Here is a 25,960-nt window from a genome sequence, read left to right as displayed (position 1 = left end):
TTCGAAGGTTCCTCAAGTCCCTGTTCGGCCCCCGCTCAGGGGCAGCCTGCCCCGTTTTCCCCGGACGATGCCGCACCGGTGCCGCACGGCAGCGGCTCCCGGCGTTCCAGCCAGGCGCGCGGTACGGCCGTCACGCCGGTGCGCGCGGCCACGATGCCCCCGGCGATGGCACAGGTGGTGTCCACGTCGCCGAACCCCTCCGCCGTGGTCCACAGGGCGGACACCAGGTCACCGGGGTGGCGGGCCGCGCACCACACGGCGAACGGCACCGTGTCGTCGGCGCGGATCCGCTGCCCGCTGCCGAGCGATTCCGCCGCGCGCCACGGCTCGGTGGCGAAGGGCACCTCGGCGGCGCGGGCCAGTCCGTCGCGGACCGCGCCGCGCGGGGTCAGGGCCGCCACCTCGGCGACGCTCAGCGTGCCGCGCACCGACAGGGCGGCCGCGACCGCCACGGCGACCGCTCCGGCGATGCCCTCGGGATGGGCATGGGTGACCTCGGCGGAGCGCGTCGCCTGCGCGACCACCCGCGGGAGGCTGCCGTGGAAGAACGCGCCGAGCGGGGCCACCCGCATCGCCGCGCCGTTGCCGAGACTGCCCTCGCCGCCGAACAGCTCACGCGCGAACTCACGCCAGGAATCCGGGAGTTCGAGCAGACGCGGCAGCAACTGGTGCATGCCGTGGCCGTAACCCCGGGCGGGATCGGCGTCGTGGCCGAGCGCGAAGGACAGGGCCAGTTCGCGCGGACGGATCTCGCCGTGCTCGTCCAGCACCCGCAGCACGGCGAGGGCCATCGCGGTGTCGTCGGTCCAGGGCCACGGCGATTCCCCGGGCGTCTGCCGGGCGCGTATCTCCCGCAGCGCGCGGCGGGGTTCGCGGAAGAGCGGGAACCAGCGTTCGCCGAAGGCGTCGCCGAGCGCCAGGCCCTCCAGGCTGCGGTGGGCGGCGGCACGGTCCGTGGGCGCGGTGACGGTCATGGCCCCGATTCTGCCCGGCCGGTCACAGAGGTGTGGCGGCGTGCAGCAGAAACGCCAGGGTGAGCGCGGAGTTGGCCGAGAACATCGCGGACAGGAGGGCTCCGGTGGCCGCGGTCCACACCGCGAGACCGGCCGTCGTGAACAGGGACGGCCAGGCGCGGGCGGCGGGTTCGGGACCGAGGAGGGCCGCGACCCGGCGGGGGAGCGGACCCGGCGCGGCGAACGCGGGCAGCGCGGGCGCGGGGCCGGTGGCGGCCAGCGCCGCCCGGCCGATCGCGCGGGCCACCACCCGGCGGCTGCCCACGGCCCGCGCGGCCTCCTCGTCCGCCCACCGCTCCGCCGTGTACGCCACCGCCGTGCGCAGCGGCAGCAGGAACGGGTTGGCGCAGGCCGCGAGTCGGACCAGCAGCAGATGGCGGTGGTGCCGGGCGGCGAGATGGGCCCGCTCGTGCGCGAACAGCGCGCGGCGCTCCCGCGCGGCCAGCGACCCGAGCATCCCCCGGGACACCACGATCCGGTCCCGCCGCCCGCCCGGCAGCGCGTAGGCGTACGGCGCCGCGTCCGGCAGCACGGCCACCTCGGTGCCCGGTAACCCGGCGAGCGCCCGGTGGGCCCGCCGCCGTACCCGCACATGACGCGCGAGGGTGCGGCCGCACGCGGCGAGGACCGCGAGCAGCGCCGGGATCGCGGCCTTGCCCGCGATCTCGTGCCGGGGCACGCTCTCGCGCACCTCCGGGTCGGACCAGCCGTCCGGCAGCGGATTGCCGGGCAGTTGGGCGGTGCCGACCACCATCAACAGGACCAGGCACACCGTGCTGCACAGCGCCAGCACGGTGGACACCGACGTCAGCAGCACGGTCGCGGTGCGCGGATGCAGCCGCTGCTCGGCCAGCCGGGCGATCGGCCAGGCGGTCAGCGGCAGGACGAGGGGCAGGAAGACGAAGATTCCCATGCGCGCTCAGTCGTCGCCGGGTTCCAGCAGCGCGCGCAGCAGCCGCTCGTCGCCCTCGGGCAGCGCGGTGATGAAGCTGGCCAGCACCGCGTGCCGGTCCTGCTCGCCGTCCAGGACCCGGCGCATCTTCAGCGCGGCGAGCCCCGCCTCGTCCGCGGCCGGCAGCCACACGAAGGAGCGTCCCTCGCGCCTGCGGGTGACGGCGTTCTTCACCAGCAGCCGGCCCAGGACCGTCATCACGGTCGTATAGGCGAGACCGGCGGCCAGATGGTCGCGCACCCAGCCCGCGGTCACCGGACCGCCGGCCTCGTGCAGTGCCCCGAGCACCCGTGTCTCCAACGCCCCCTGCGCCCTGCGCCGACGGTGCGCGTCCGGCTCCGCCACCCGCGTTCTCCCTTCCTGCGTGGCCGTCCGTGTGCCTCAACCCCTCGTCCCGAAGGAGCGTCACATCGTACAGAGCGGACCTGCGGCGGCTTTCTTCTACAGTGTTGTAGATTCGCACCGGCGAACCGGTGAGGGCGACGAGAGCAAGGGAGCGGACCCGTGTCGGTCAACCTGAGCAAGGGTCAGCGGATCAGTCTGGACAAGGCGGACGGCGGCGCGCTGGACGCCGTACGGATGGGGCTCGGCTGGCGGGCCGCGCCGCGCAAGGGGTTCCTGGCCAAACTGGTCGGTGCCCGCGAGATCGACCTGGACGCCTCCGCGCTGCTGTTCGCGGGCGGGCAGCTCGCGGACGTCGTCTTCTTCCGCCATCTGGCCAGCGACGACGGCTCGGTACGGCACCTCGGCGACAACCTCGTCGGCGGCGCGGGCGCCGGGAGCGACGACGAGGTCATCCTGGTGGACCTGGCGCGCGTCCCCGGCCATGTCGACCAGATCGTGTTCACCGTCAACTCCTTCACCGGGCAGACCTTCGGCGAGGTGCAGGACGCCTTCTGCCGGCTGGTCGACGAGCGGACCGGCACGGAACTCGCCCGCTACACCCTCAGCGGCGGTGGCGCCTACACGGCGCAGATCATGGCGAAGCTCCACCGCACCGGCACCGGCTGGCAGTTGCAGGCCCTCGGCGCACCGGCCTCCGGCCGCACCTTCCAGGACCTGCTGCCCGCGATCTCCGCGCACCTGTGACCCTTCTTGATCACATCTTTGCGCGGGCGTGGAACCGGTGACGGGCGGAACACGTTGATCATCATGGACGCGGATCACCGCGGTGGCTCTGGAGGAGATGCATGAGCACGACCCTGGCCAAGGGCGGCAATGTGTCGCTGAGCAGGCAGGCCCCCGGCCTGACTGCCGTGACGGTCGGGCTGGGCTGGCAGGCCGACCCCGGTTACGAGCCGGACGGCAGCGCGCTGTTGTGCGATGCCACCGGCCGGGTGCTCTCCGACGAGCACTTCGTCTTCTTCAACAACCCGAGCAGCCCCGACGGTTCGGTCCGGCACGACGGCCAGGGCCGCCCCGCCGGTGCGGACGACCAGCGGATCCGGATCGACCTGACCCGGCTCCCGGACGCCGTGGAGAAGGTCGTCTTCCCGGTCTCCCTGTACGACGCGGCGGGCCGCGGCCACACCTTCGGACAGGTGCGGCGCGCCCACATCCGCGTCCTGGACCAGGACGGCGACACCGAACTGGCCCGCTACGAGGTGACCGGCGGCGCCCTCGGGCAGGAGACGGCACTGGTCCTCGGCGAGCTGTACCGGCACGGCGCGGAGTGGAAGTTCCGCGCGGTGGGCCAGGGGTACGCCTCCGGCCTCGCGGGCATCGCGAGCGACTACGGGGTGACGGTGCTGGGGGAGGCGGCGGCGCCCGAACCGGCCCCGCACAAGGCCCCGACGGCACCCGAACCGGCCCCGTACAAGCCTTCGGCGGGACCCGAACCGGCCCCGTACAAGCCCTCGTCGGCGCCCGGACCGATGCCCCGTCAGGCCCCGGCCCCTGCCCCGCTGCCGCCCGCCCCGCCGCCGGCGCCCGTACCACCCGCCCCCGCGTCCGCCGTATCCGCGCATCCCACCGGGAGTTCCCCCATGACCTGTTTCTTCGACCCCAACCACGGCCCCGGTGTGACGACCGTGACCTGGTCCCCGCAGTGGGGCGTGCCCCGGCCCGTGCAGGCCTGCGGCGGCTGCGCCCAGCGGGTGCAGACCACGGTGCCGCCCTTCTACACCCCGCCCCAGCAGGGCTACCCCCAGCCGGTGGCACCGGGCTACCCGCAGCAGGGCTACCCCCAGGGCTATCCCCAGCAGGGCTATCCCCAGCAGGGCTACGGGCAGCCGTACGACGACCGTGCGCACGACTACCACCACCACGACCACGACGAGCGCGGCGGCGGCCGCCGGTTCGGCACCGGCGCGCTGATCGGCGCCGGCGCGGCCGGACTCATCGGCGGCGCGCTGCTGAACGAGGCGTTCGACGACGACGAACCGGACGTCGTCAACAACTTCTACGAGGACTGACGCCCGCCCGACCACCGTGCGCCGCCCCTCGCGCGGCGCACCCCTCCCGTCCCGTGGCGGTCCGTTCCCGTTCCCGGACCGCCGTCGGCCCCGGACGCCTACACTGGGTCGGCGCATATGCGTCGGCTGTGCGGAGGGTGGGGACGGGAGAGGACCGTGACGGACAACGCCGGGGGGTACGACGATCCGCCCGCCGAGGTGCTGACCGAGGCCGCCGCCGCGTTCGGACTGCTCGCCTCCTCCGCCCGGCTCCATCTGATGTGGGCCCTGTCACAGGGTGAGAGCGATGTCACGCACCTCGCCGGCCGGGTGGGCGGCGCCCTGCCCGCGGTCAGCCAGCACCTGGCCAAGCTGAAGCTCGCCGGACTCGTCCGCTCCCGCCGTGAGGGACGACGGCAGGTCTACTACATCGACGACCCGGACGTGGTGACCCTCGTGCGTGCGATGGTCGGGCAGCTGACCGCCCGCGCCCGGGACACCGCCGCCGCCCCTGTTCGCCGGCTGCACGGGATCGGCGGCTGAGCGTCACCGGCCCTTCCGGTCCACCGGGCACTCAGGCCCAGGTAAGAGCGCTCACCTGTACGCTCCGCTCACAGACGGGGCGCGTAGACTCCGGCTGCCGTACCACCCCGCCCAGGGCCGCCGGTGCGATGAGGTGCCTCACCTGTGAATCTCATGTGCATCCCTGCAGTTCCGGGCCATTTGTTTGTTAGATTGCGCAACTACGCAATCGAGGTGGGGCGGCACGTCACCGCCTCGTACACCACCGCGCATGCCGGTCCGCAGCGTCGACGGCCCGGCCCGACCCTTCAGGGGAGTGGGAGATGAGCGACCCGTGGGACGGGCCGGCCGGCCAGGCCACGCGCCGCCGTGACCGCCGGGTGCCCGGCCAGCGGGCCCCCGAGCCGGACCCGGCAGGTGCCGAGGCGCCACCTTCCGAGGCCCGCCCCCAGGGCGGCCGGGCCGCGGCCCGCGCGGCCGCCCGCTCCGGTGGCGGAAAGCGCTCCCGCAGGGGCAGGGCCCGCCCGGTGTCGCGCGCCAGGCGCGTGCTGAAGATCGCCGCGATATCGCTGTCGACGGTCATCGTGGTCACCGCCGGCGCCGGCTGGTGGTTCTACGACCATCTGAACGGCAACATCCACAGCCTCTCCCTCGACGGCAAGGGCGGCACGGAGAAGCCCGACGCCTTCGGGCGCACCCCGATCAACATCCTGGTGATGGGTTCGGACGGCCGCACCAACGCGGCGGACTGCAAGCTCGGCGGCGGCTGCTCCCACACCGGGGTGCAGACCGGCAGCAACGCGGACGTGGAAATGGTCGTCCACATATCCGCCGACCGCTCCAACGCCACCGTGATGAGCATCCCGCGCGACACCATGACGCAGGTGCCGAGCTGCAAGAACCCCGAGAACGGCCAGTCCACCGCGGGCTACTTCGGCCAGATCAACAGCGCCCTCCAGTACGGCCCCGCCTGCCAGGTGGAGACCGTCCACCAGCTCACCGGCATCACCATCGACCACTTCGTCAAGCTGGACTTCTCCGGCGTGGTCAAGATGTCCGACGCGGTCGGCGGCGTCCCCGTATGCGTCAGCGACAACGTGTACGACACCTACTCGCACCTGAAGCTGTCCAAGGGCACCCACACCCTCAAGGGCGTCGCGGCCCTGGAGTTCGTGCGCTCCCGGCACGGCTTCGGCGACGGCAGCGACCTGGGCCGGACGATCTCCCAGCACATCTTCCTCAGCTCGATGATCCGCAAGTTCAAGAGCGCGGGCACCCTCACCGACCCCGGCGCGGTCTACGACCTCGCGGACGCCGCCACCAAGGCGCTCACCGTGGACGACGGCCTCGACACGGTGAAGAAGCTGATCGGCCTCGCCTCGGACGTGAACAAGGTCCCCACCAAGCGGATGACCTTCACGACCATGCAGACGGCGGCCGACCCGGCCAACGACAACCGCGTGGTGGTGGGCCCCGGCGCCAAGACGCTCTTCGCCACCATCGCCGGCGACCAGTCCCTGACCACCGGGTCCGGCGGCAAGAGCGCGGCGGCCTCCGCCACCAAGAAGGCCACCACACCGAGCGTGCCCGCCGCGCAGATCGCGGTCACGGTGGAGAACGGTACGGCCGTCACCGGCCGCGCCTCCGACATCGCCACCGCCCTCACCGACCAGGGCTTCAGCTCCGGTACGACCACGGCCAACGCGCCGAGCCCGTCGGCGACCACCACGCTCACCTACGGCGACGGTCAGAAGGGCGAGGCCCAGACGGTCGCCAAGGCGATCGGACTGTCCGGCTCGCACCTCAAGCAGGGCACCGGCACCGGCCTGACCCTCGTCATCGGCGGCGACTGGGCCTCCGGCACCACCTTCCCGGGCGGCTCCGCCGGGACCGCCGACACCAAGACGGCGGTCTCCAACGCCCACGCCTCCACGGCCGACCAGGCCAAGGCGTGCGCCAAGGTCAGCCCGTACAAGACCGTCACCCTCGACGGGGTGTCCATGACGCCGTCCGAGGCGTACGCGGAGGCCAGGGACAAGCCGGACTCGGACTCCTGACCTCAGGCTCCTGACCTCGGACTCCTGGTCTGGTGCGCCGTCAGGAGGGCCGCTGCGAGGCGGCCGCGTCGGGGCGCAGATCGGCGAGGGTGAGCGGATGCGCCGGCGGGTCGGGCAGCGCGATACGGGACGTGACACCGAGGTCGGGGCCCACGCGCAGCAGTTCGCCGGGCGCCAGCAGTCGCCAGTGCGGGCTCTCGTCCAGGGGCTCGCTGGCCACGACGACCGACGACAGACCGGCCAGCCCCGCCGAGCGCACCCGCAGCCGCCCGTGCCGGCCGGTGTGGTCCAGATGACGTGAGCCGTGGTGGCCGCCCGCGGGCCGCTCCAGGACGTACAGCTCATGGGTGTCCGGATAGCGCAGCGCCCACAGTTCGTCGGCTGTGACGAGGATGACGTTCAGCGCGAACAGCGGCAGGTTCTCGGCGACCCAGCGGGCCGCCGTCACCAGTCCCGCGGACACGTCACCGCCGTTCGCCTCGGAGTCCCGGGTGACGAGGGCGAAGAACCGCTCGGAGTCGGTGTCGCCGTGCACCAGGGCGCGGTCCTCGCCCAGGTGACGGTCGAGCAGATCGAGCCCCTCGATCACCCCGTTGTGCGCGAACAGACGCCCGCGCTGCTCGAAGGGGTGCGTGTTGCGCAGATCGAGGCCGCCCGTCGAGGCGTACCGGATGTGCGCGAGGAAGGTGGCCGACTCCACCTCGCGGGCCTCCTCGGCGAAGGCCCGGTCCTCGTAGGCGGCGATCGGCGCCTTGTGCACCTCGGGTGTGCCGTCGGCCGCGTAGTACCCGAGGCCGGTGCCGTCCGGTTCGCGGTGGCTCTGCGCGCTGAGGCTGTCGGGCGCCTCCAGCAGCCAGAAGGTGGCACGGGTGCGCCGGGGAGCGCTGGTCAGCCCGAACAGACGGCACACGGGATCCTCCGAAGTGACGGCTCCTCCGAACAGAAGGTCAATCCGTTCATACCCCAGGCAAAAGGAAGATACCGGTAAAGGGAGTAAGAGTCATGGAAACCTGAAGGAAGCGCAATGCATCCCGTTTTCCCCACGGAATCCCCCCGAAGCGCTGCACAGTGTGGGGGTGCGGTCACCCGGCCGACACCAGCACCACGCACCATGCACAGCACCATGTACAAAGGGGGACCTCTGTGTCCGTTTCTGTTCTCACGACCGTCCGTCGGCTGAGCGCCGCCACCGCTGTGGCGGCGGCCGTCGTCGGCGCCGCCGCGCTGCCCGCCGCGGCCGCCGGCCACCACTCGGGCCGCTCGCACGGCGTGGTGTACATCAGCAATGTGCGGTACGACAGCACGGGCCGGGGGGCCCGTACCAACGTCGCGCTGAACCAGCAGTGGGTGGCCGTCACCAACGAGTCGCGCAAGGCGGTGAACCTCAACGGCTGGACGCTGTCGGACGCCGCCGGGCACACCTTCACCTTCCGCCACTACTCCCTCGGCGCCCGCGCCACGGTCCGCGTCCACACCGGCGTCGGCCGGAACACCCGGTCCGACCTGTTCCAGGACCGCCACTCCCAGGTCTGGGACAAGTCGGACACCGCCAAGCTGCGCAACGACCGCGGGCGCCTGGTCGACCAGGTCGCCTGGAACCAGCACCGCGCCACGGGCCACTCGCGCCAGGGCGGCGGCCGCCACTGAACGCCGGCCGGCTGAGGTGAACGGTGCGGGCGGTGCGCGGCTCCCGGAGCGGCGCACCGCCCGTCGGTGTGACGGCGGTTCAGAGCACCGACCCCAGGGCCTGTTCGAAGGTGGGATGGCGGAAGGCGAAGCCCGCCTTCGTCAGCGCCGCCGGGACCGCGCGGGTGCTGCATGTGACGGTCGTCGCGAACTCCCCGAGCGCGGCGCGGAGCGCGAAGGCCGGGGCGGGCACGACGGCCGGGCGGTGCAGCAGACGGGCCGTCACCCGGGTGACCTCACGTTCCCTCAGCGGCTCGGGGGCCGTGAAGTTGACCGGCCCCGAGAGCGCGTCGGTGTCGAGGGCGAACCGCAGCGCCGCGATGTGGTCGGTCAGCGAGACGAACGGCCAGTACTGGTCGCCGGACCCGATCCGGCCGCCCAGCCCGAGCCGGAACAGCGGCAGCAGCCGCCCGAACGCCCCGCCCTCGCCCGCGACCACCAGCCCGGTCCGCGGATGCACCACCCGGATCCCCGCCTCCCGGGCCGGCCCGGCCGCGGCCTCCCAGTCGACGCAGACGGATGCCAGGAAGTCGTCCCCGGGCGGCGCGCTCTCGTCCACGATCCGCTCACCGGTGTCCCCGTAGTAACCGGTCGCGGACGCCGAGACGAGCACCCGGGGCGGCTCGTCGGCGTCGGCGCACGCCCGCGCGATCGCCCGGGTCCCCCGCACCCGGCTCTCCCGGATCTCCCGCTTGTACGACGCGCTCCACCGGTGGTCCCCGACCCCGGCCCCCGCCAGATGCACCACCGCGTCCACCCCCTCAAGGCGCACCCCGCCCCCGGACGGGTCCCAGGTCACCGCCTCGCTGCCGTCCCCCGGAGCATGATCCGCCCCCTCCCGGACGAGCCTGACGACCTGATGCCCGTCCCCCGACAGGGAACGGACGAGGGCGGAACCGATGAGCCCATGGGACCCGGTGATCGCGACGCGCATGACGTCCTCCTGGGGCGGCGACAGGGTGTGATGCCTTCTGATGTCTCCTCAGATTCAAACCCGAACCGACCCGGTTCGCGGCGCACGCCATGAGCGTTCCCCGGGTGTGTCCTCGCACTCCGTCTCCCGTCCCGCCCCCGGTGCCCCGGATCTCCCAACGGCCCGCGCGGACCCGGTGGTAGAGAGGCCGTGGGGTAGGCTATTGATTGGTTTAACGTTCAGCTTGAGGAGGGTCCATGGCTCAGCAGGAGCGAGCTGTGCGGACCCGACGGGCTGTCCTGGAGGCCGCCGCCGGGGTGTTCGCCGAGCGTGGCTATGCCGCGGCGACCATCGCCGAGATACTGAACCGGGCCGGTGTCACCAAGGGCGCCCTCTACTTCCATTTCGACTCCAAGGCGGCCCTCGCGAGGGGCGTGCTGGAGGAGCGGATCTCGGGCGAGTACCACGTCCCCCGGGAGCTGAAGCTCCAGGAGTGGGTGGACGCCGGGATGACCCTGGCCGACCGGCTGCCGCGTGAGCCCCTGCTGCTGGCCGCGGTCCGGCTCTCGGCCGACCTCCAGGGGCGGGACGTCTTCGGCAGCGCCTGGCCGGCCTGGGCCGGACTCACCGCGTCCCTGCTGGCGGAGGCCCAGGCCAGGGACGAGGTGCTGCCGCACGTGGTGCCGGAGGAGACCGCGCAGGTCTTCCTCGGGGCGTGGATAGGGGTGCAGCTCGTCTCGCAGGCCGTCGCCGACTGGGCCGATCTGGACCAGCGGATGTCGGCGCTCTTCGGCCATCTGCTGCCCGCCATCGCCGTCCCGTCCGTCCTGGTCCGGCTCGACACCGCCCCCGACCGTGGCGCGCGGGTGATCGCCGAGGCCCGACGCCGCTCACGGGCCGCGCTGGCCGGCGCCTCCAGCTGAAACGTCACAGGCCCGGGTCCGCCCGCAGCCCGATCAGCCTCTTCGGCCGAGGCCGTCCACCTGAGTCCCGTCACCTGAACCGGCCCCCGGCCCGAATCGTTCGCCCTGACCCCCGTCACCTGAACCGGCCCCCGGCCCGAGTCGCTCGCCCTGGCCCCCTTCACCCGATCCGCCCCCCGGCCCGAGTCGCCCACCCTGGCCCCCTCCACCCGAACCGCCCCCGCAGGAAAGGCCGTCACGTGACCTGGGAGTGGGACGAGACCCTGTTCGCCGGAGCCGCCGAGCACTACGAGCGCGGCAGGCTGCCGTACGCCCCGGGTCTGGTGCCCCTGCTCGCCGGGGCGCTGTCCGCCGACGGGCGGGGCCGGCTGCTCGACGTGGGCTGCGGTCCGGGCACCGTCACCGTGCCACTGGCCGCCCTGTTCCACGAGGCCGTCGGGATCGATCCCGACCCGGGGATGATCCGCGCGGCCGAACGCCGGGCCGCCGCCGCGGGGATGGCCGGGCGGACCCGCTGGGCACGGCTGCGTGCCGAGGAACTCCCGGCCGGACTCGGCCTGTTCGGCGCCGTGGTCTTCGCGCAGTCCTTCCACTGGACCGACCGCGCCCGGGTGGCCCGCACTGTCCGCGCGCTGCTCCGGCCCGGCGGCGCGCTGGTCCACCTCGCCGACCTCAAGGGCGAGCGCCGGACGACCGGGGGATCGCCGTACCCCGCCGTGCCCCACGAGGGCATCGCCGCGCTGGTCAAGGAGTACCTCGGGCCCGTCCGCCGCGCGGGTCGCGGGCTGCTGCCCCAGGGCACGCCCGGGGGCGAGGCCCGGATCCTGGCGGAGGCGGGATTCCTCGGCCCCGAGCGTCATGTCGTACCCGGTGGCGGGGTACTGGAGCGCACCGCCGACGACGTCGTCGCCTGGACCTTCTCGCACTCCTTCGCCGCCCCGCACCTCTTCGGCCCGCGGCTGGACTCCTTCGAGGAGGATCTGCGCGGGCTGCTCGCGGAGGTCTCCCCGAAGGGGCGTTTCGCCGAGCGAGCCCCCAGTACCGAGGTGTTCATCTGGCGGAATTCCGGACCGGTTTGATCCGCTTGAGACGCGGTACAGGCCACCGAGAATTCAGTGCGAAAAACATATCGTCGGTCACTACGATGTGATCCCTCAGACAACCATTCGACCGGCTCGCCGGACTGGGCCGGTCGGGGTCGCCGATGCCAGGGACCGCTCCCCGGGCTGCGGTGATCTTCCTGTAACAGGAGGACCCTCCCGCATGTTCCGACGTATTGGCGCTGCCGTCGTCCGGCATCCGGTCTGGACGATCGTGGCATGGCTGATCGCCGCGGTGGCGATCGTCGCCACCGCCCCAGGCCTGCCCTCCAACAGTGACGAGAGCAGTTTCCTGCCCAAGAGTTACGAGTCCATCCAAGCGGCGAATCTCCAGCAGAAGGCGTTCCCCAGCGCGTTCACCCCGTCCGCGATCGCGCTCTACCAGCGCACCGACGGCGGCCGGCTGACCGCCGCCGACCAGAAGGACATCGCCCGGATCACCACCGAGCTGGGCGAGAAGAAGATCGATCAGGTGCAGAAGGTGGTCCCCGGCCCGCCGTCGAAGGACGGCAGGTACTCCCTGACCCTGGTCCAGATGGACAGCAAGAACGCCGGCCAGCCCAAGCAGGCCGACGCCGCCAAGACCCTGCGCGCCGACGTCGAACAACTGGCCCGGGGCACCCACCTCGACGTGAAGCTCGGCGGTTCCGCCGCGCAGGCCCTCGACCAGCAGGACTCCTCCCAGCGCGGCCAGGCGCTGATCGGCATCGGCACCTTCGTCATCATCCTGGTGACCCTGCTGATCATCTTCCGCGCGCCGGTCCTGGCCGTCCTGCCGCTGATCCTCATCGGCCTTGTCTCGGCCGTCGCCAACGGGCTGATCGCCTACGCCACCAAGCTGTTCGGGCTCCAGGCCAACAGCTCGATCTCGTCCATCCTGATCGTGGTGCTCTTCGGCGTGGGCACGGACTACTTCCTGTTCCTGATGTTCCGCTACCGCGAACGCCTCAGGGCCGGTGACGAGTCCAAGGAGGCGATGATCAACGCGGTCGGCCGGGTCGGCGAGGCCATCGCCTCGGCCGCCGGCGCGGTCATCATCGCCTTCCTCGCGCTGGTCCTGTCCACCCTCGGCTTCCTCAAGCAGATGGGCCCGGCCCTCGCCATCGCGGTCGCCGCCACTCTCGTCGCGGGCCTCACCCTGATCCCGGCCGTGGTCTCCCTGATCGGTCCCAAGGTCTTCTGGCCCTCCAAGTCCTGGCAGCGGGAGCCGGAGAACGCCCGGTTCGCCGCGCTCGGCCACGCGGTGCGCCGCCGCCCGGCGCTGGCCGCCGTCGCCTCCGGCCTGGTCCTGCTCGCACTGTCGGCCGGCAGCCTCGGCTACCAGGCCACCTTCGACCTGGCCTCGGGCTCCATGCCCAAGACCAAGGAGTCCATGGTCGTCCAGGACCGGATGCAGCAGGCGTACTCCGCGGGCGCCGCCGCGCCCACCGACGTCTACCTCTCCAGCACCGGCGACAAGCCGCTCGACAAGAGCGGATTCACCGGGTACGCGCACAAGCTCGGCGCGGTCGACGGCGTCGCGAGCGTCCGGATGAGCCAGCTCAACAAGGACGGCACCACCGCGGACTTCACCGTCACCCTGAAGTACGAGGCGTCCACGGACCAGGCGATCGACGCCGTGCAGCGGGTGCGCGACACCGCCCACGCGGACGCGCCCGCCGGCACCGAGGCGCTGGTCGGCGGCATGTCCTCGATCTACAAGGACATCGACACGGCGGTCAACCACGACTACCGCACGGTGTTCCCCGTCGCCGCCCTCCTCATCATGGTCATCCTCGGCCTGCTGCTGCGCAGTGTGGTGGCGCCCTGGTACCTGATGGCCTCGGTGGGCCTCGGGTTCGGCGCCACCCTCGGCGCCACGGTGTGGATCTTCCAGAAGGGGGAGGGGCACTCCGGCCTGATGTTCATGCTCCCGGTGATCATGTATCTCTTCGTGGTCGCCATCGGCACGGACTACAACATCCTCATGATCGCCCGGCTGCGGGAGGAGGCCCGCGAAGGCCGCGATCCGCGCGAGGCGGCGGGCCAGGCCCTGCGGCACGCCGGACCGACCGTGGCCGCGGCCGGGTTCATCCTGGCGGCGACCTTCGCCACGATGATGCTGGCCGGCAACGCGCTGCTCACGGAGATGGGCTTCGCGGTCTCCTTCGGCATCGCGATCGCCGCGTTCGTCATGGCGATGTTCTTCACGCCGAGCCTCACCGCGCTCATCGGCCACGCGGCCTGGTGGCCGGGCCACGGCGACCGGGCGGCGGAGACCCCCGGCATCGTCCCCGCGCGGGCCGCGGACGACCGTGACCCGGCGGGTCACGGCCGCTGACACCGGGCACCACTCGGCGGGGGCACACCAGGGCGCGGGCCCCGGTGTGCCCCCGCTGCCCACGGCGGCCCGCCCGTGGGGCATGATCGGGGGCGCACGCGGGGGGGCGTGCGGATCAACTCCACTTAGTACAGGGGGAATTGGGATGAGACGACGCTGGGTGAAGGTGCTGGCGATCACGGTGGTGATCCTGGCCGTGCTGTTCACCGTCGCCGACCGGGTCGCCGTGCACTACGCGGACAAGGAGGCCGCCCGGCTCGCCGGGCAGAAGTACGGCTACGGCAACACGACCGACAGCGGCATCGACGTGTCGATCAAGGGCTTCCCCTTCCTGACCCAGGCGTTCGCCCAGGACTTCGGCCATGTCGCCCTGACGGCCGAGAACTTCACCGTCGACACCACGAGCAACGCGCAGGGCGGGTACCTGAACGTCGAGCGGCTTCGCCTCGACCTGCACGGCGTGACGGTGACCTCGCTGACCGCCCGCAGCGCCGAGGCGAACCTCGTCACCGGCACGCTGACCCTGTCGTACGACCAACTGTCCGGCGTCCTCACGCGGTTGGCCGGCGCCGGTGGTCCCGTCAAGGTGGCGCAGGCGCCGGGTTCGAACGGCCAGGCGGCACGGGTCGGGATCAGCGGCACCGTCGGCGGCCGGCGGGCCGACGGCACCGGTACGCTGCTCGCCCAGGGGAACGAGATCTCCCTCGACATGCCCGGCACCGAACGGCCCGTGGCCACCTGGCGTGTCGAACTCCCGGAGAACGTCGGCTTCAGCGCCGCCCGCGCCACCCCGGACGGCGTACGGATCGACATGGTCGGCCATCTGGTGAACCTGGGCACCTCGCGCTTCTCCCGCTGACCCGCCGGGGGCCCGCGGCGACGTTTCGCGCCGGGACCGCCGCGGTACCCGGAGGCCCATGTTCCGCAGCATCGTGCGCGGCTGCGCCGCCGGGGCCGCCGGTACCACCGCACTGAACGCCATGACCTACCTCGACATGGCGCTGCGCGGCCGTCCCGCCAGCAGCGCGCCCGAAGACGTGGTGGAGAAGGCCACGGAGAAGGCAGGGCACCCGGTCCCGGAGACGGACGGCCGGGACAACCGGCTGTCCGGCCTCGGCGCGCTCACGGGCATCGCTGTCGGGGCCGGTACCGGAGCCGCCGTCGCCCTGCTCCACCGGGCCGGCGTCCGCCCGCCCGGGTGGCTGGGCGGCCCCGCCACCGGGGCCCTGGCGATGGCCCTGTCCGACGCCCCGATCGCCGGGTTCGGCATCAGCGATCCCCGCACCTGGTCCCCAGCCGACTGGACCGCGGACGCCCTCCCGCACCTGGCCTACGGCCTGGTCACCTACGGGCTGATCGGCGCGGCCCACCGGTACCGCTGACCGCCCGGGGTTCAGAGAAGCAGCAGCAGCGTCACCGCCGCCGCCAGCCCCGCGCACACCCCGAGCGTCCAGCCCACGCACCGCCGCCGCAGCTCCCGGTACCGGTTCTCGTACTCGGCGCGCAGCGAGGTGCAGCGGGCGGCGATGCGCTCCAGATCCTTCCGGGCGCGGCGCAGGGCGTCCTCGACGTAACTCTGCTCGATCTCGGTGCGCTGGGCGGTCGTCAGCCAGTCCATGGGCCGCACGAACTCCCGGGCGCGCTGCTCGGCCTCCGCGATCCGGGCCTGCCAGAGCAGGTACCCCTCCACCTCGTTGCCCAGGTCCCCCTCGGTGGCCCCCTGCCGCAGGCTCGGGTCGCTCATACCGCGCCCTGCGCCTCGGCCTCCGCCAGCGCGATGTCCGGGTGGTGCAGATCGAACGCCGGGGCCTCGCTGCGGACCCGCGGCAGGGTCAGGAAGTTGTGGCGCGGCGGCGGGCAGGAGGTCGCCCACTCCAGCGAGCGGCCGTAGCCCCACGGGTCGTCCACGCCGACCGGTACCCCGAATCGGGCCGTCTTCCAGACGTTGTAGAGGAACGGCAGCATCGACAGGCCCAGCAGGAACGAACCGATGGTGGAGACCGTGTTCAGCGCGGTGAAGCCGTCGGCGGCCAGATAGTCGGCGTACCGGCGCGGCATGCCCTCGGCGCCCAGCCAGTGCTGGACGAGGAACGTGGTGTGGAAGCCGATGAACAGCGTCCAGAAGGTGATCTTGCCGAGGCGTTCGTCCAGCATCTTGCCGGTGAACTTCGGCCACCAGAAGTGGAATCCGGCGAACATGGCGAACACGACCGTGCCGAAGACGACGTAGTGGAAGTGGGCCACCACGAAGTACGAGTCGGACACATGGAAGTCCATCGGCGGCGAGGCCAGGATGACGCCGGTCAGACCGCCGAAGAGGAATGTGACGAGGAAGCCGGTCGCCCAGAGCATCGGTGTCTCGAAGGACACCGAGCCCTTCCACATGGTGCCGATCCAGTTGAAGAACTTCACCCCGGTCGGCACGGCGATCAGGAAGGTCATGAAGGAGAAGAACGGCAGCAGCACACCGCCGGTGACGTACATGTGGTGCGCCCACACCGTCACGGACAGGCCCGCGATGGAGATCGTCGCCGCGATCAGGCCCATGTAACCGAACATCGGCTTGCGGGAGAAGACCGGGATGATCTCGGAGACGATGCCGAAGAACGGCAGCGCGATGATGTAGACCTCGGGATGGCCGAAGAACCAGAAGAGGTGCTGCCACAGCAGGGCGCCGCCGTTGGCGGAGTCATAGATATGAGCGCCGAACTGGCGGTCCGCCTCGATGGCGAACAGCGCGGCGGCCAGGACGGGGAAGGCCAGGAGCACCAGGACAGCGGTCAGCAGCACATTCCATACGAAGATCGGCATACGGAACATCGTCATGCCGGGCGCGCGCATGCAGATGATCGTGGCGATGAAGTTGACCGAGCCGAGGATCGTCCCGAAGCCGGAGAAGGCCAGACCCATGATCCACAGGTCGGAGCCGACGTAGGGCGAGAACACCTCGTTGTGCAGGGGGGCGTAGGCGAACCAGCCGAAGTCGGCCGCGCCCTCGGGGGTGAGGAAGCCGCCCACCGCGATGAGCGAGCCGAACAGATACAGCCAGTAGGCGAGCATGTTCAGCCGTGGGAAGGCGACATCGGGCGCACCGATCTGGAGCGGCATGATCCAGTTGGTGAACCCGGCGAACAGCGGCGTCGCGAACATCAGCAGCATCACGGTGCCGTGCATCGTGAACAGCTGGTTGTACTGCTCCTTGGAGACGATCTGCAGCCCCGGGCGGGCCAGCTCGGCGCGAATGATGAGCGCCATCAGGCCGCCGATCAGGAAGAACGCGAACGACGTCGCCAGGTACAGCGTGCCGATCGTCTTGTGATCGGTGGTCGTCAGCCACTTCACCACGACATTGCCGGGCTGCTTGCGCCGCACCGGCACCTCGGTGTCGTAGGTGTCGGCCGGCCCCTTGGGCTCGTTCAGAATGCTCACAGCTGGTACGCCTCCCGGCGCTCGCAGACGGCAGTCACCCGACATCCTTGCGGCACCGGGCCGACCGCCGGAGCCCTCGGCGGCCGGGACACGGCCGAACGGCTGACGCTCGCACCCGAACGGAGCATCCGCACACCCCGTTCGGCGCAACGGGGCGGTGGGGGCGGACCGGCGGGCCGGGACTCAGGGGGAGTGGTTGGCGAAGGTCGCCAGGTACGTGCCGTAGAGCAGGGAGAAGGCGGCGAGATACCCGCACAGCCTGCGGGTGGTGTCGGGGTCGGTGCGCCAGCGGTGGACCAGCGCCCGCGCCGCGGGGACGAGCAGCGGGAACGCCGGCAGCAGAAAGCGCGGCTTGGACTCGAAGGGGCCCGAGACCAGCACGACCGGCAGCAGCAGCGCGGCGGTGTACAGCAGCAGCGCCAGGGGGACGCGCTCCCGGCACAGCCGCACGAACAGGTACACGCCGACCGCCACGACCACCAGCGCCACCGGGTAGATGACACCGTCGGTGAGCGGCACCGTCGCGAGGAAGCGGAGGGTGCCCAGACCCCCGTCGAAGCGGGACTCCCAGGCACTCTGCACCTGGAAGTAGCCGCGCAGCAGGGCGCCCGTGCGATGCCCCACCAGCAGCAGGTACGCCGTCCAGCCGAGCGGCGCTACGAGGGCGCCGGCCCACAGGCCGAGCGGCACCCGCCCCCGTCTCCGTACGACCTCGAAGGCGGCCACGCCGAGGACGGCCGCGGCGGCCGCGTAGCCGTTCGGCCGGGTCAGGCCCGCGAGCGCGGCGAGCGTGCCCGCCGTCAGCCAGCGCTGGTCCAGCAGCGCGTACAGGCACCAGACGGCGAGCGCGATGAACAGGGGCTCGGTGTAGGCGAGGGTGAGGACGACCGAGTGCGGCAGTACGGCCCACAGGGCGACCATCGCGGTGGCGACCGCACGGCCGTACAGCCGGTACCCGATCGCGTAGACGCCGACGGCGGCCAGCGCGGTCGCGGTCCAGGCGATCAGCAGCGCCGCCACGCCCGGGGTCAGCAGGGGGATCCAGTCGAGGACCCGGACGAGTCCCGGGTAGAGCGGGAAGAACGCCCAGTCGGTCTGCACCGCGCCGGAGCTCGTGATGTGCACCCGGGTGCCGTAGCCGTGCGTGGCGATGTGGAGATACCAGACCGAGTCCCAGGAATGGGCCAGGCCCTTGAGTATCGAACGGCCGGTGAGCAGGTTCACCACGACGACGAGGACCGCCCCGGCCAGCCGGACGGCACCGAAGAGGACGAGCGCCCGCTGGACACCGGGCGGCCAGGTCCGCCGCTCGCGCCCCTCCAGGGACGAACCGGGCCGTTCGAAGGCGGAGGCAGCACCGTGCTGCGGGAAGAACGTACTCACCCCCCGACCTTCATCGGAGCCGGACGTCCGTGCAATGGGACCACGCCGATCAAGCCACTTCTGTCTCGATTCATCTGCTGGTCAGAGCGTTGTACACGGGAAAACACAAGACCGGATGCCCCTATCGGTCCCGGTGCGCGCGGGCCATCCTGGAACGGCGGGCCCGCCCGGGGCCGCGCCCCGCGGAAGGAGCCCCTGTGGACGGCTGGTACGTCGACGACCGCTGCACCAACTGCGACGTCGCCCGGCAGCTGGCGCCGGACCTGATCGACGAGGAGAACGGCACGTCCCGGATCGTGCGGCAGCCCGAGACCGAGGAGGAGAACCGGCGCCTGCACGCGGCCGTCTTCGCCTGCCCCACCCGCTCGATCCGCCCCACCACCGGGCAGCCCGACCAGGCGCTCGACCCGTTCCCCATGGCCCTGGACGACGGTGTGCTGCTGTGCGGCCACAACTCGCGGCGCACCGCCGCCGCCAACGCCTATCTGCTGCGCCGCCCCGACGGCACCCAGATGATGATCGACACCCCGCGCTGGAGCCCCGCCCTCGCCGACCGTTACACGGCTCTCGGCCGGATCACGGACGTCCTGCTCACCCACCGCGACCACGCCGCCCACGGCCGCCGCTGGGCCGACCACCTCGGCGCCCGGCTGTGGATCCACGAGGGCGACCTCGACGCCGCGCCCGACGCGGACCGGGTGATCCGGGGCCTCGACCCGGCGGAGATCGGCGCGGGCGTCACCGTGCACCCGCTGCCCGGCCACACCCGGGGCAGCGTGCTCTATCTCGCGGACGACCGGTACTGCTTCACCGGCGACAGCTTCTACTGGTCGCGCGCGTCCGGCGATCTCGCCGTCGCGGACAGCGTGACCTGGTACTCCATCGAGGAGTTGGCCGCCTCCCTGGCGCGTACGGCGGACCGGCTGCGCTTCGAGTGGGTCCTGCCGGGCCACGGCGACCGCAGGCACCTGCCCGCCGACGAGATGTCCCGCCGGCTGCGCGCCCTGACCGAGCGCGCCAGCTCGCTGCGCCCGCGTCCCGTCGACTTCACGGCCGTACGGTGGTGAGGGGAGCGGCGTTCGAGAGCCCCGCCGGACGGGGCACCGCCGCCCGCCGGAACCGGGGCTCCGCCGAGTCCTTCGGGCCGGCCCGGCTGCCGGTCGACCACGTGGCGCTGTCCGGGAGGCCGGAGCCGGGTTGAGTGCGGGGTCGGGGCAGGCTGGTCAGGGGAGTGCCGGGAGGGCGCTGTCTCACTGCCCGTATGTCTCCAGCTCCTGCTCCCGTTCCTGCTCCCGTTCCCGTTCCTGCTCCCGTTCCCGGCCCTGCTCCTCCTGGGCGGCCCGCAGCCGCTCGTCGCACCACCGCCTGGCCGCGGCGGAGACCTGGGCCAGCGCGCGCGGATCCTCGAAGAGATGGGTGGCGTCGGGTACGACATGCAGGGCGTGCGGGGCCCGCATCCGCCGGGCCGCGTCCTGGTTGAGCCGCAGGATCTCGTGGTCCTGCCCGCCGACGACCAGCAGCACCGGCGCCCGGACCCGCTCCAGCGCGTCGCCCGCCAGATCGGGCCGCCCGTCCCGGGAGACCACGGCCAGGACCCGGTCGGGCCGCTCGGCGGCGGCCGTCAGCGCGGCGGCGGTGCCGGTGCTCGCGCCGAACAGCACCACCGGCGTCCCCCGGGTGTCGGGCTGCTCCGCGAGCCAGTCGATCGCCCCCACCAGCCGGTGCGCGAGGAGCGGGATGTCGTAGCGGTGCTCGCCGTTCAGCGCGTCGTGCCGCTCCTCCCGTTCGTTGAGCAGATCGAGCAGCAGCGTGCCGTACCCGGCCGCGCGCAGCTCGGCGGCCACGGTCCGGTTGCGGGTGCTGTGCCGGGAGCTGCCGTTGCCGTGCGCGAAGAGCACCACCGCACGCGCGGATGCCTGGACCACGAGGTCGCCGTGGAGCGCGGCGTCGTCCATGCGGACGAGAACCATCTCGGAGATCATCGGCCTCAACCCTTCCCGGGGCGCCGTTTTCGCCGAGCGACAAGGCCCGGATGTCCCACCTCCCATGATGCCCACGCGACCCGGCCCCCGGCACCCGCAGGGCCGGGGGCCGGGGGCCTGCGGAGATCACCGTCACCAGCCGGTCAGCAGCAGATGATTGAGGAGCAGGGCGAGCACCACCTGGGCGGCGAGCCAGGGGCGGGGACGGGGGAGCAGCGCGCAGGCGGGCAGCAGCCACAGCGCGAAGGGCAGCCAGATCCGCTCGGTCTCGGCCTTGCTCATGCCGGACAGGTCGGCCACCAGCAGGGCGAGCAGCGCGGCCCCGACGAGGAGGGCGAGCCGGGCCGGGGGGCCGGTACGGCGGTGCGGGAGCACGGCGCCGGTGCGGCGCAGGCCCGCCGCGGTGGCCGGGCCGGTGATGACCGCGGCGCAGGCGAGATCGGCCCACACCCAGTAGCTGTAAGGGCGGACCCCGCCCACGCCTTGGTAGTAACGGGTTGTCAGGAGCTGGTATCCGTCCCACCAGTTGAAACCGGCGACGGTGAACACGGCTGGGAACACCGCGAGTCCGACGAGCAAGGGCAGCAACAGTGTTGGTCCGGCGCGTAGTTCACGGCGGGCGAGGAAGAGGACCGCGGCGCCGACGAGGGCGAAGAGCGTGAGGCCGTACGAGAGGTAGCAGGTCAGTCCGAACAGCAGGCCCGAGCCGGCCGCCGCCCAGGGGGAGGGGCGGGTCAGGGCGAGGGCGAGCAGGGCCACGGACCAGGCGGCGACCGCCGCGAAATAGCCGTCGGCGGAGACGCCCTGCCACACCGCGGCCGGGGCCAGCACCGTGAACGGGGCCGCCCGCCGCGCGAGCGCCTCCCCGGCCAGGGCGCGCACGGCGATCAGCACCGCCACGCATCCGCTCGCGCCGACGACCACGCAGTACATCCCGGCCCAGCCGCCGCCCCGCAGCCCGATCCGGTCGAGCAGCACGAAGGTCAGCGTGGCCGCCGGGGGGTGCCCCGCGATGTGGGCGGGCCACGGCGCCGGGGAGCCGCTGACGATGTGGTGGGTGAAGTCGCGCAGGGCGGCCGGGATGTCGTGGAACCGGCCGATCACCCGGAGGTACTCCTCACGGGTGGTCAGCCGGCCCGCGATGCCCCGCTGCCAGCCGTCCACCAGCGCCAGCGAGACGATCCACGCCAGCGCGGTCGCCCAGGCCGCCGCGAGCAGCCGGCGCCAGGGCAGCCGGGCCGCGAGCGCGGGGCCCTGGGCCACGGCCGCCGCGGCCACGGCCAGTGCGGCGGGGGTACCGGGGCCGAGGTGCGGGTCCCAGTCGGCGAACAGCGGGGGCCAGTGCACGAACAGCGTGCGGTGGACGTCCTGGATGTGGCGGCCGACCAGGACGGCCGCCGTCACGAGCAGGGCGGCGGCAGCGGCGGCGTACAGATCACGGCGCGTGGCACGGGGGGAGTCTGCGGCGTGGCCGGGGGCGAGGTCTCGGCAGGAGGAGCGGGTCACACCGGAACGCTAGGCCGGGCGTGCGGCACCGGGCCGCCGTCCGGGCCGGACGTCAGGGTTTCGTCACCAGTCGTACCCCCTGTTCCGGACGTCTCGCGGCTTACGGTCGGGCCATGCGCGACCAAGACCGTCTCCCCACCTCACCGGGTTTCTGGCGCAGCCCCCTGCGCGGCCCGTGGTTCACCTCGGTGCTCGGCCTCGTCCTCCTCGTCGGCATCACCGTGCTGTTCGTGACCGGCCTGGTGTCGTACGCCGCCTACAACCCGAACCTGTCCGGGGTGAACGACACGACCCCGGACAAGGGCCTGCTCGGCTTCTACCTGTTCGCCTGGCCGACCGACCCGGTGTGGCTGTACCGCCTCACCCAGGGTGTCCACGTCACCCTGGGCATCACCCTGATCCCCGTCCTGCTGGCCAAGCTGTGGTCGGTGGTGCCCCGGCTGTTCGCCCTGCCCCCGGCCCGCTCCGTCGCCCACGCGCTGGAACGGATCTCCCTGTTGCTGCTGGTCGGCGGCGGTCTGTTCGAGTTCATCACCGGCGTGCTCAACATCCAGCTGGACTACGTCTTCCCGGGCTCCTTCTACCCCCTGCACTTCTACGGCGCCTGGGTGTTCTTCGCGGCCTTCGTCGCCCACGCCGTACTGAAGGCGCCCATGGCGCTGCGCGCCGTACGGCGGCGGCTGCGCGACGAACCCGAGGAAGGCGTCACGCCCGCGGCGGACAGTCTGATCCCCCCGCGTCCCGACCGGCCCACCGTCTCCCGGCGCGGCGCTCTCGGGCTGGTCGGCGGCGGCTCGCTGCTGCTGTTCCTGACCACGGTCGGACAGAGCCTCGGCGGACCCTTCCGCCGTACCGCCCTGCTCGCACCGCACGGCACGGCCGATCCGAACGGCGGACCCAACGGCTTCCAGATCAACAAGACCGCCGCGTACGCCGGGATCACCGCGTCCGACACCCACGAGGACGCCTGGCGGCTCGTGGTCACCGGCCGCACCGGCACCGTCCGCCTCAGCCGTGCCCAGCTGCTCCGACTGCCCCTGCACAGCTCCTCGTTGCCCATCGCCTGCGTGGAGGGCTGGTCGACCGCCGACCAGTGGTGGCGAGGGGTACGGCTGCGCGACCTCGCCGCGCTCGTCGGCCACGACGGCGAACCGCCGGACGTGCTCGTGGAGTCCCTGCAACGCCACGGCGCCTTCCGCCGTGCGGCCCTGCGCGCCAACCAGGTGGCCGATCCGCGCACCCTGCTCGCCCTGTACGTCAACGGCGAGGAACTGTCCCCCGACCACGGCCACCCGGCACGCGTCATCGTGCCCGCCGCACCCGGTGTGCTCAACACCAAATGGGTGGCCCGGCTGACCTTCGGAGCCCTGTGATGACGCCCCGACGGCTGCGCGTCGCCCTCGGCAGCCCCTTCCGACTGCTGCTGCTCGCCTGCTCGTTCGCGCTCGCGGCGTACGCCGGGATCCGGCTGCTGGCCGGTGACTGGCTCGCGGTGGCGCTGTGGATCGTGGGCGCCGCCCTGCTGCACGACCTCGTGCTGGTGCCCCTGTACGCGGCGGCCGACCGGGCGGTGATCCACGGTCTCGCGGCGGCCGGACGGCGCACCTGGACCCCCTACGCACGGGTCCCGGCCGCGCTGTCCGCGCTGCTGCTCCTCGTGTGGTTCCCGCTGATCAGCGGCAGGACCGCCGAGCGCTACCGGTCGGCGACCGGCCTGTCCCCGGACGGCTTCCTCACCCGCTGGCTGCTGATCACCGCCGTGCTCTTCGGCGGTTCCGCCGGGCTGCTGGCGTGGCGGGTGCGCAGGGCGGCGAAGCACCGGCCGCCGGCGCCCCACTGAGCGACGCGCCGCCACCCGGCCCCGCGCGCACGGCGCAGCAGGGCCGGGGTGCCGAGCCGGGCCCACGGGAACACGGCGCCACTGGCGTCCGGGCCCGCGGTCACGTCGACCACCTCGACGTGGGCGCGTTCGTCGACATCGACCGGCGCGGTCTCCGCGATCAGCAGGCCGCCCGGCCGCAGCAGCCCGGCCACCCGCGCCAGCAGCGCGGCCGGGTCGCCGCCGATGCCGATGTTGCCGTCCATGAGCAGCACGGTGCCCCAGTGGCCCTCGCGGGGCAGCGCCTCGAACACCGAGCGGCGCAGCGCCGGACCGCCGAGCCCGGTGGTGTGCTCCACCGCCGCGTCGCTGACATCGATGCCGAGCACGGTACGTCCCCGGGCGGCGAGTTCCGCCACGAGCCGCCCCGGCCCGCAGCCGACGTCCAGCACGGCGCCCTCGCAGCGGTCCAGCACCGCGAGATCGACGGGGTCGGCCCGGCCGCACCAGCGCTCCACCTCCAGTGGCAGCAGCCAGCCGTCGGCACGGCGCAGGAACAGCGGGCCCCGCCCGGCGCGCAGCGCGGTGGCGTACGGGTCGGCGGCGGCCCAGGCGACGGTGCCGCTCATCGGGGCAGCCCCGCGGCGCAGCGGGCCAGCCGGGCGGCGAACCGGCCGTGCGGGGCCAGCGCGGCGACCGCCCGGGTGTCGGCGGCGACATCGACGTCCCGCAGCCGGGGCAGCTCACGCACCCGCAGCCCGGCGCTGGTCAGCCGCGCCCGCTGCGCCGCGCCGGTGCCGGGCGTCGACATGGGCACGCCGCGCAGCAGCGCCGGGTCGGGCTCGGCCAGCCCGAGCGCCCAGAACCCGCCGTCCCGCGCCGGGCCCAGCCACGCGTCGCAGTCCGCGAAGTCCACGGTCAGCAGCTCCGGCGTGACCTGCGGGGTGTCCATGCCGATCAGCAGCGCCGGGCCGGAGCAGCGCGCGAAGGCGTCCGCCAGCCGCTCGTCCAGCCCGCCCGCGCACTGCGGTACGACCTCGAAGCCCGGCGGCAGCCAGGCCCCCGGGCTCCCGTCCAGCACCAGGACCCGCCGGGCCGCGGGCGTACGCGCCACCGTGTCCAGGGTGTCGGCGAGCGCCGCCTCCGCCAGCTCGGCCGCCTCCTGTGGGGTGAACGGCGGCGTGAGCCGGGTCTTGACCCTTCCGGGTCGGGGCTCCTTGGCGATCACGAGCAAGGTGGTCACCGCGCCGCCCTCTCCCGGGCCGGGGCCGCGCTCAGCACCCGGCGCATGTCCCGCACCGCGTGCCAGGTGCCGGCCCAGGTACCCGTCACCTTGGACGTACCGGTACGCGGGAGGTACGGCACGTCGTATTCGGCGACCCGCCAGCCGGCGTCGGCGGCACGGACCACCATCTCCAGCGGGTACCCACTGCGCCGGTCGGCGAGACCGAGCCCGAGCAGCGCCTCGCGCCGGGCGGCCCGCAGCGGCCCCAGGTCGTGCAGCCGCAGACCGGTGCGGCGGCGCAGCATCCGCGCCAGCGCGAGGTTCCCGGCCCGGGCGTGCACCGGCCAGGTGCCCCGGGCCACCGGGCGCCGTCGGCCCAGCACCAGATCGGCCGTCCCCTCGTGGATCCGCTGGACGAAGGGCGCGAGCAGTGCCGGGTCCAGTGAGGCGTCGCAGTCGCAGAAGCACACGATGCCGGCCGTGGCGGCGGTCAGCCCGGCATGGCACGCGGCGCCGAAGCCGCGCCGCGGCTCGTCCACCACGGTCGCGCCCAGCGCCCGGGCGATCCGGGCCGAGCCGTCGCGGGAGCCGTTGTCGACGACGAGAGCGCGCCAGCCCGCCGGGATCCGGCCGAGCACCCAGGGCAGCGCCTCGGCCTCGTCCAGACAGGGCAGGACCACGTCGACGTCCGAAGAAGAGATCGTCATGGCTCTCACCCTACGAACGCGAACCGGACA

Annotated in this window: 25 protein-coding genes; 12 read left to right on the top strand and 13 right to left on the bottom strand. The window is 72.9% G+C overall.

The genetic code is table 11. The annotated features are described in order from the left end of the window. Positions 1 to 35 precede the first annotated feature (35 nt). Genes QHG49_RS02455 through QHG49_RS02445 form a run of 3 tightly spaced genes read right to left on the bottom strand, consistent with a single transcriptional unit; the run spans position 36 to position 2,310 of the window. Positions 36 to 974: an ADP-ribosylglycohydrolase family protein gene (locus tag QHG49_RS02455; protein ID WP_301487093.1), complete on the bottom strand. Its 939-nt coding sequence runs from the start codon at positions 972 to 974 to the stop codon at positions 36 to 38. Positions 975 to 996: 22 nt separating this feature from the next. Then, positions 997 to 1,926 (bottom strand): M56 family metallopeptidase, encoded by a 930-nt coding sequence (locus QHG49_RS02450; RefSeq protein WP_145486723.1) that lies wholly within the window; start codon positions 1,924 to 1,926, stop codon positions 997 to 999. A 6-nt stretch (positions 1,927 to 1,932) separates the two neighbouring features. Continuing rightward, complete coding sequence (locus tag QHG49_RS02445) at positions 1,933 to 2,310, bottom strand: BlaI/MecI/CopY family transcriptional regulator (protein WP_145486724.1); 378 nt, start codon at positions 2,308 to 2,310, stop codon at positions 1,933 to 1,935. A 159-nt stretch (positions 2,311 to 2,469) separates the two neighbouring features. On the opposite strand from QHG49_RS02445, the gene QHG49_RS02440 reads away from it, so the two are divergent. The 4 genes from QHG49_RS02440 to QHG49_RS02425 all read left to right on the top strand — a co-directional run bounded on the left by QHG49_RS02440 (position 2,470) and on the right by QHG49_RS02425 (position 6,937). Continuing rightward, positions 2,470 to 3,054: a TerD family protein gene (locus tag QHG49_RS02440; RefSeq protein ID WP_159698266.1), complete on the top strand. Its 585-nt coding sequence runs from the start codon at positions 2,470 to 2,472 to the stop codon at positions 3,052 to 3,054. A 101-nt stretch (positions 3,055 to 3,155) separates the two neighbouring features. Further along, entirely contained in the window at positions 3,156 to 4,379 is a 1,224-nt protein-coding gene (locus tag QHG49_RS02435; protein WP_301487092.1) for a TerD family protein, read from the top strand. A 117-nt stretch (positions 4,380 to 4,496) separates the two neighbouring features. Continuing rightward, the gene (locus tag QHG49_RS02430; protein WP_159698260.1) at positions 4,497 to 4,901 is read left to right on the top strand and encodes a metalloregulator ArsR/SmtB family transcription factor; all 405 of its coding nucleotides are present in this window, start codon (positions 4,497 to 4,499) and stop codon (positions 4,899 to 4,901) included. Positions 4,902 to 5,203: 302 nt separating this feature from the next. Then, positions 5,204 to 6,937, top strand: coding sequence for an LCP family protein (locus QHG49_RS02425; protein WP_236576183.1), 1,734 nt, complete (start codon positions 5,204 to 5,206; stop codon positions 6,935 to 6,937). Between the two features lie 40 nt (positions 6,938 to 6,977). Here QHG49_RS02425 and QHG49_RS02420 read toward each other — a convergent pair whose 3' ends face one another. Beyond that, complete coding sequence (locus QHG49_RS02420; RefSeq protein WP_301487091.1) at positions 6,978 to 7,847, bottom strand: class II glutamine amidotransferase; 870 nt, start codon at positions 7,845 to 7,847, stop codon at positions 6,978 to 6,980. Positions 7,848 to 8,080: 233 nt separating this feature from the next. Between QHG49_RS02420 and QHG49_RS02415 the strand changes: the two genes are divergently transcribed. Next, positions 8,081 to 8,584 carry a lamin tail domain-containing protein gene (locus QHG49_RS02415; RefSeq protein ID WP_260864759.1) on the top strand — a complete coding sequence of 168 codons (504 nt, stop codon included), beginning with the start codon at positions 8,081 to 8,083 and terminating at the stop codon, positions 8,582 to 8,584. Between the two features lie 79 nt (positions 8,585 to 8,663). Here the strand turns inward: QHG49_RS02415 and QHG49_RS02410 are convergent, their stop codons facing one another. Then, the gene (locus tag QHG49_RS02410) at positions 8,664 to 9,557 is read right to left on the bottom strand and encodes a TIGR01777 family oxidoreductase (RefSeq protein WP_145486729.1); all 894 of its coding nucleotides are present in this window, start codon (positions 9,555 to 9,557) and stop codon (positions 8,664 to 8,666) included. Between the two features lie 236 nt (positions 9,558 to 9,793). On the opposite strand from QHG49_RS02410, the gene QHG49_RS02405 reads away from it, so the two are divergent. The 5 genes from QHG49_RS02405 to QHG49_RS02385 all read left to right on the top strand — a co-directional run bounded on the left by QHG49_RS02405 (position 9,794) and on the right by QHG49_RS02385 (position 15,261). Then, complete coding sequence (locus QHG49_RS02405) at positions 9,794 to 10,459, top strand: ScbR family autoregulator-binding transcription factor (RefSeq protein WP_145486730.1); 666 nt, start codon at positions 9,794 to 9,796, stop codon at positions 10,457 to 10,459. Between the two features lie 239 nt (positions 10,460 to 10,698). Then, positions 10,699 to 11,538: a bifunctional 2-polyprenyl-6-hydroxyphenol methylase/3-demethylubiquinol 3-O-methyltransferase UbiG gene (locus QHG49_RS02400; RefSeq protein ID WP_301487090.1), complete on the top strand. Its 840-nt coding sequence runs from the start codon at positions 10,699 to 10,701 to the stop codon at positions 11,536 to 11,538. A gap of 184 nt (positions 11,539 to 11,722) precedes the next feature. Then, complete coding sequence (locus QHG49_RS02395; protein WP_301487089.1) at positions 11,723 to 13,879, top strand: MMPL family transporter; 2,157 nt, start codon at positions 11,723 to 11,725, stop codon at positions 13,877 to 13,879. Positions 13,880 to 14,024: 145 nt separating this feature from the next. Further along, the gene (locus QHG49_RS02390) at positions 14,025 to 14,738 is read left to right on the top strand and encodes a DUF2993 domain-containing protein (RefSeq protein WP_301487088.1); all 714 of its coding nucleotides are present in this window, start codon (positions 14,025 to 14,027) and stop codon (positions 14,736 to 14,738) included. A 58-nt stretch (positions 14,739 to 14,796) separates the two neighbouring features. Next, positions 14,797 to 15,261 (top strand): hypothetical protein, encoded by a 465-nt coding sequence (locus QHG49_RS02385; RefSeq protein ID WP_301487087.1) that lies wholly within the window; start codon positions 14,797 to 14,799, stop codon positions 15,259 to 15,261. An 11-nt stretch (positions 15,262 to 15,272) separates the two neighbouring features. On the opposite strand, the gene QHG49_RS02380 is transcribed toward QHG49_RS02385, so the two are convergent. From QHG49_RS02380 to QHG49_RS02370, 3 genes are all read right to left on the bottom strand, one after another. Beyond that, positions 15,273 to 15,623, bottom strand: coding sequence for a cytochrome C oxidase subunit I (locus QHG49_RS02380; RefSeq protein WP_145486733.1), 351 nt, complete (start codon positions 15,621 to 15,623; stop codon positions 15,273 to 15,275). Continuing rightward, complete coding sequence (ctaD, locus tag QHG49_RS02375; RefSeq protein WP_159698245.1) at positions 15,620 to 17,308, bottom strand: cytochrome c oxidase subunit I; 1,689 nt, start codon at positions 17,306 to 17,308, stop codon at positions 15,620 to 15,622. The genes QHG49_RS02380 and ctaD overlap by 4 nt, the downstream gene beginning before the upstream one ends. Positions 17,309 to 17,491: 183 nt before the next feature. Then, complete coding sequence (locus QHG49_RS02370; protein WP_301487086.1) at positions 17,492 to 18,691, bottom strand: mannosyltransferase family protein; 1,200 nt, start codon at positions 18,689 to 18,691, stop codon at positions 17,492 to 17,494. Positions 18,692 to 18,888: 197 nt separating this feature from the next. Between QHG49_RS02370 and QHG49_RS02365 the strand changes: the two genes are divergently transcribed. Then, on the top strand, positions 18,889 to 19,758 hold the full coding sequence (locus tag QHG49_RS02365) for an MBL fold metallo-hydrolase (protein ID WP_301487085.1): 870 nt from the start codon (positions 18,889 to 18,891) through the stop codon (positions 19,756 to 19,758). 183 nt (positions 19,759 to 19,941) lie between these two features. On the opposite strand, the gene QHG49_RS02360 is transcribed toward QHG49_RS02365, so the two are convergent. Both QHG49_RS02360 and QHG49_RS02355 read right to left on the bottom strand, forming a co-directional pair. Then, the gene (locus tag QHG49_RS02360; protein ID WP_301487084.1) at positions 19,942 to 20,673 is read right to left on the bottom strand and encodes a dienelactone hydrolase family protein; all 732 of its coding nucleotides are present in this window, start codon (positions 20,671 to 20,673) and stop codon (positions 19,942 to 19,944) included. A gap of 132 nt (positions 20,674 to 20,805) precedes the next feature. Beyond that, positions 20,806 to 22,179 carry a hypothetical protein gene (locus tag QHG49_RS02355; RefSeq protein WP_370530416.1) on the bottom strand — a complete coding sequence of 458 codons (1,374 nt, stop codon included), beginning with the start codon at positions 22,177 to 22,179 and terminating at the stop codon, positions 20,806 to 20,808. 113 nt (positions 22,180 to 22,292) lie between these two features. On the opposite strand from QHG49_RS02355, the gene QHG49_RS02350 reads away from it, so the two are divergent. Continuing rightward, complete coding sequence (locus QHG49_RS02350; RefSeq protein WP_159698236.1) at positions 22,293 to 23,552, top strand: molybdopterin-dependent oxidoreductase; 1,260 nt, start codon at positions 22,293 to 22,295, stop codon at positions 23,550 to 23,552. A gap of 322 nt (positions 23,553 to 23,874) precedes the next feature. Here the strand turns inward: QHG49_RS02350 and QHG49_RS02345 are convergent, their stop codons facing one another. From QHG49_RS02345 to QHG49_RS02335, 3 genes are read right to left on the bottom strand one after another with little or no spacing between them, the layout of a single operon-like run. Then, a complete protein-coding gene (locus tag QHG49_RS02345) occupies positions 23,875 to 24,627 on the bottom strand; it encodes a bifunctional 2-polyprenyl-6-hydroxyphenol methylase/3-demethylubiquinol 3-O-methyltransferase UbiG (protein ID WP_301487083.1) in 753 nt (250 codons plus the stop codon). Beyond that, positions 24,624 to 25,241, bottom strand: a complete 618-nt coding sequence (locus tag QHG49_RS02340; protein ID WP_159698230.1) for a DUF2064 domain-containing protein — start codon at positions 25,239 to 25,241, stop codon at positions 24,624 to 24,626. The genes QHG49_RS02345 and QHG49_RS02340 overlap by 4 nt, the downstream gene beginning before the upstream one ends. Next, positions 25,238 to 25,930: a glycosyltransferase family 2 protein gene (locus QHG49_RS02335; protein ID WP_186337822.1), complete on the bottom strand. Its 693-nt coding sequence runs from the start codon at positions 25,928 to 25,930 to the stop codon at positions 25,238 to 25,240. The genes QHG49_RS02340 and QHG49_RS02335 overlap by 4 nt, the downstream gene beginning before the upstream one ends. Between the last annotated feature and the right edge of the window lie 30 nt (positions 25,931 to 25,960).

It is taken from the genome of Streptomyces sp. WP-1 (assembly GCF_030450125.1).
GTDB lineage: Bacteria > Actinomycetota > Actinomycetes > Streptomycetales > Streptomycetaceae > Streptomyces > Streptomyces incarnatus.
This window is presented reverse-complemented; position numbering and strand designations above follow the sequence as displayed.

Bases quoted from the DNA above. Each gene is read 5' to 3' on its own strand.
- QHG49_RS02455 (WP_301487093.1), bottom strand. From the start codon at position 974: ATGACCGTCACCGCGCCCACGGACCGTGCCGCCGCCCACCGCAGCCTG.
- QHG49_RS02450 (WP_145486723.1), bottom strand. From the start codon at position 1,926: ATGGGAATCTTCGTCTTCCTGCCCCTCGTCCTGCCGCTGACCGCCTGG.
- QHG49_RS02435 (WP_301487092.1), top strand. From the start codon at position 3,156: ATGAGCACGACCCTGGCCAAGGGCGGCAATGTGTCGCTGAGCAGGCAG.
- QHG49_RS02430 (WP_159698260.1), top strand. From the start codon at position 4,497: ATGCGTCGGCTGTGCGGAGGGTGGGGACGGGAGAGGACCGTGACGGAC.
- QHG49_RS02425 (WP_236576183.1), top strand. From the start codon at position 5,204: ATGAGCGACCCGTGGGACGGGCCGGCCGGCCAGGCCACGCGCCGCCGT.
- QHG49_RS02410 (WP_145486729.1), bottom strand. From the start codon at position 9,557: ATGCGCGTCGCGATCACCGGGTCCCATGGGCTCATCGGTTCCGCCCTC.
- QHG49_RS02405 (WP_145486730.1), top strand. From the start codon at position 9,794: ATGGCTCAGCAGGAGCGAGCTGTGCGGACCCGACGGGCTGTCCTGGAG.
- QHG49_RS02395 (WP_301487089.1), top strand. From the start codon at position 11,723: ATGTTCCGACGTATTGGCGCTGCCGTCGTCCGGCATCCGGTCTGGACG.
- QHG49_RS02390 (WP_301487088.1), top strand. From the start codon at position 14,025: ATGAGACGACGCTGGGTGAAGGTGCTGGCGATCACGGTGGTGATCCTG.
- QHG49_RS02385 (WP_301487087.1), top strand. From the start codon at position 14,797: ATGTTCCGCAGCATCGTGCGCGGCTGCGCCGCCGGGGCCGCCGGTACC.
- QHG49_RS02380 (WP_145486733.1), bottom strand. From the start codon at position 15,623: ATGAGCGACCCGAGCCTGCGGCAGGGGGCCACCGAGGGGGACCTGGGC.
- QHG49_RS02360 (WP_301487084.1), bottom strand. From the start codon at position 20,673: ATGATCTCCGAGATGGTTCTCGTCCGCATGGACGACGCCGCGCTCCAC.
- QHG49_RS02350 (WP_159698236.1), top strand. From the start codon at position 22,293: ATGCGCGACCAAGACCGTCTCCCCACCTCACCGGGTTTCTGGCGCAGC.
- QHG49_RS02345 (WP_301487083.1), bottom strand. From the start codon at position 24,627: ATGAGCGGCACCGTCGCCTGGGCCGCCGCCGACCCGTACGCCACCGCG.
- QHG49_RS02335 (WP_186337822.1), bottom strand. From the start codon at position 25,930: ATGACGATCTCTTCTTCGGACGTCGACGTGGTCCTGCCCTGTCTGGAC.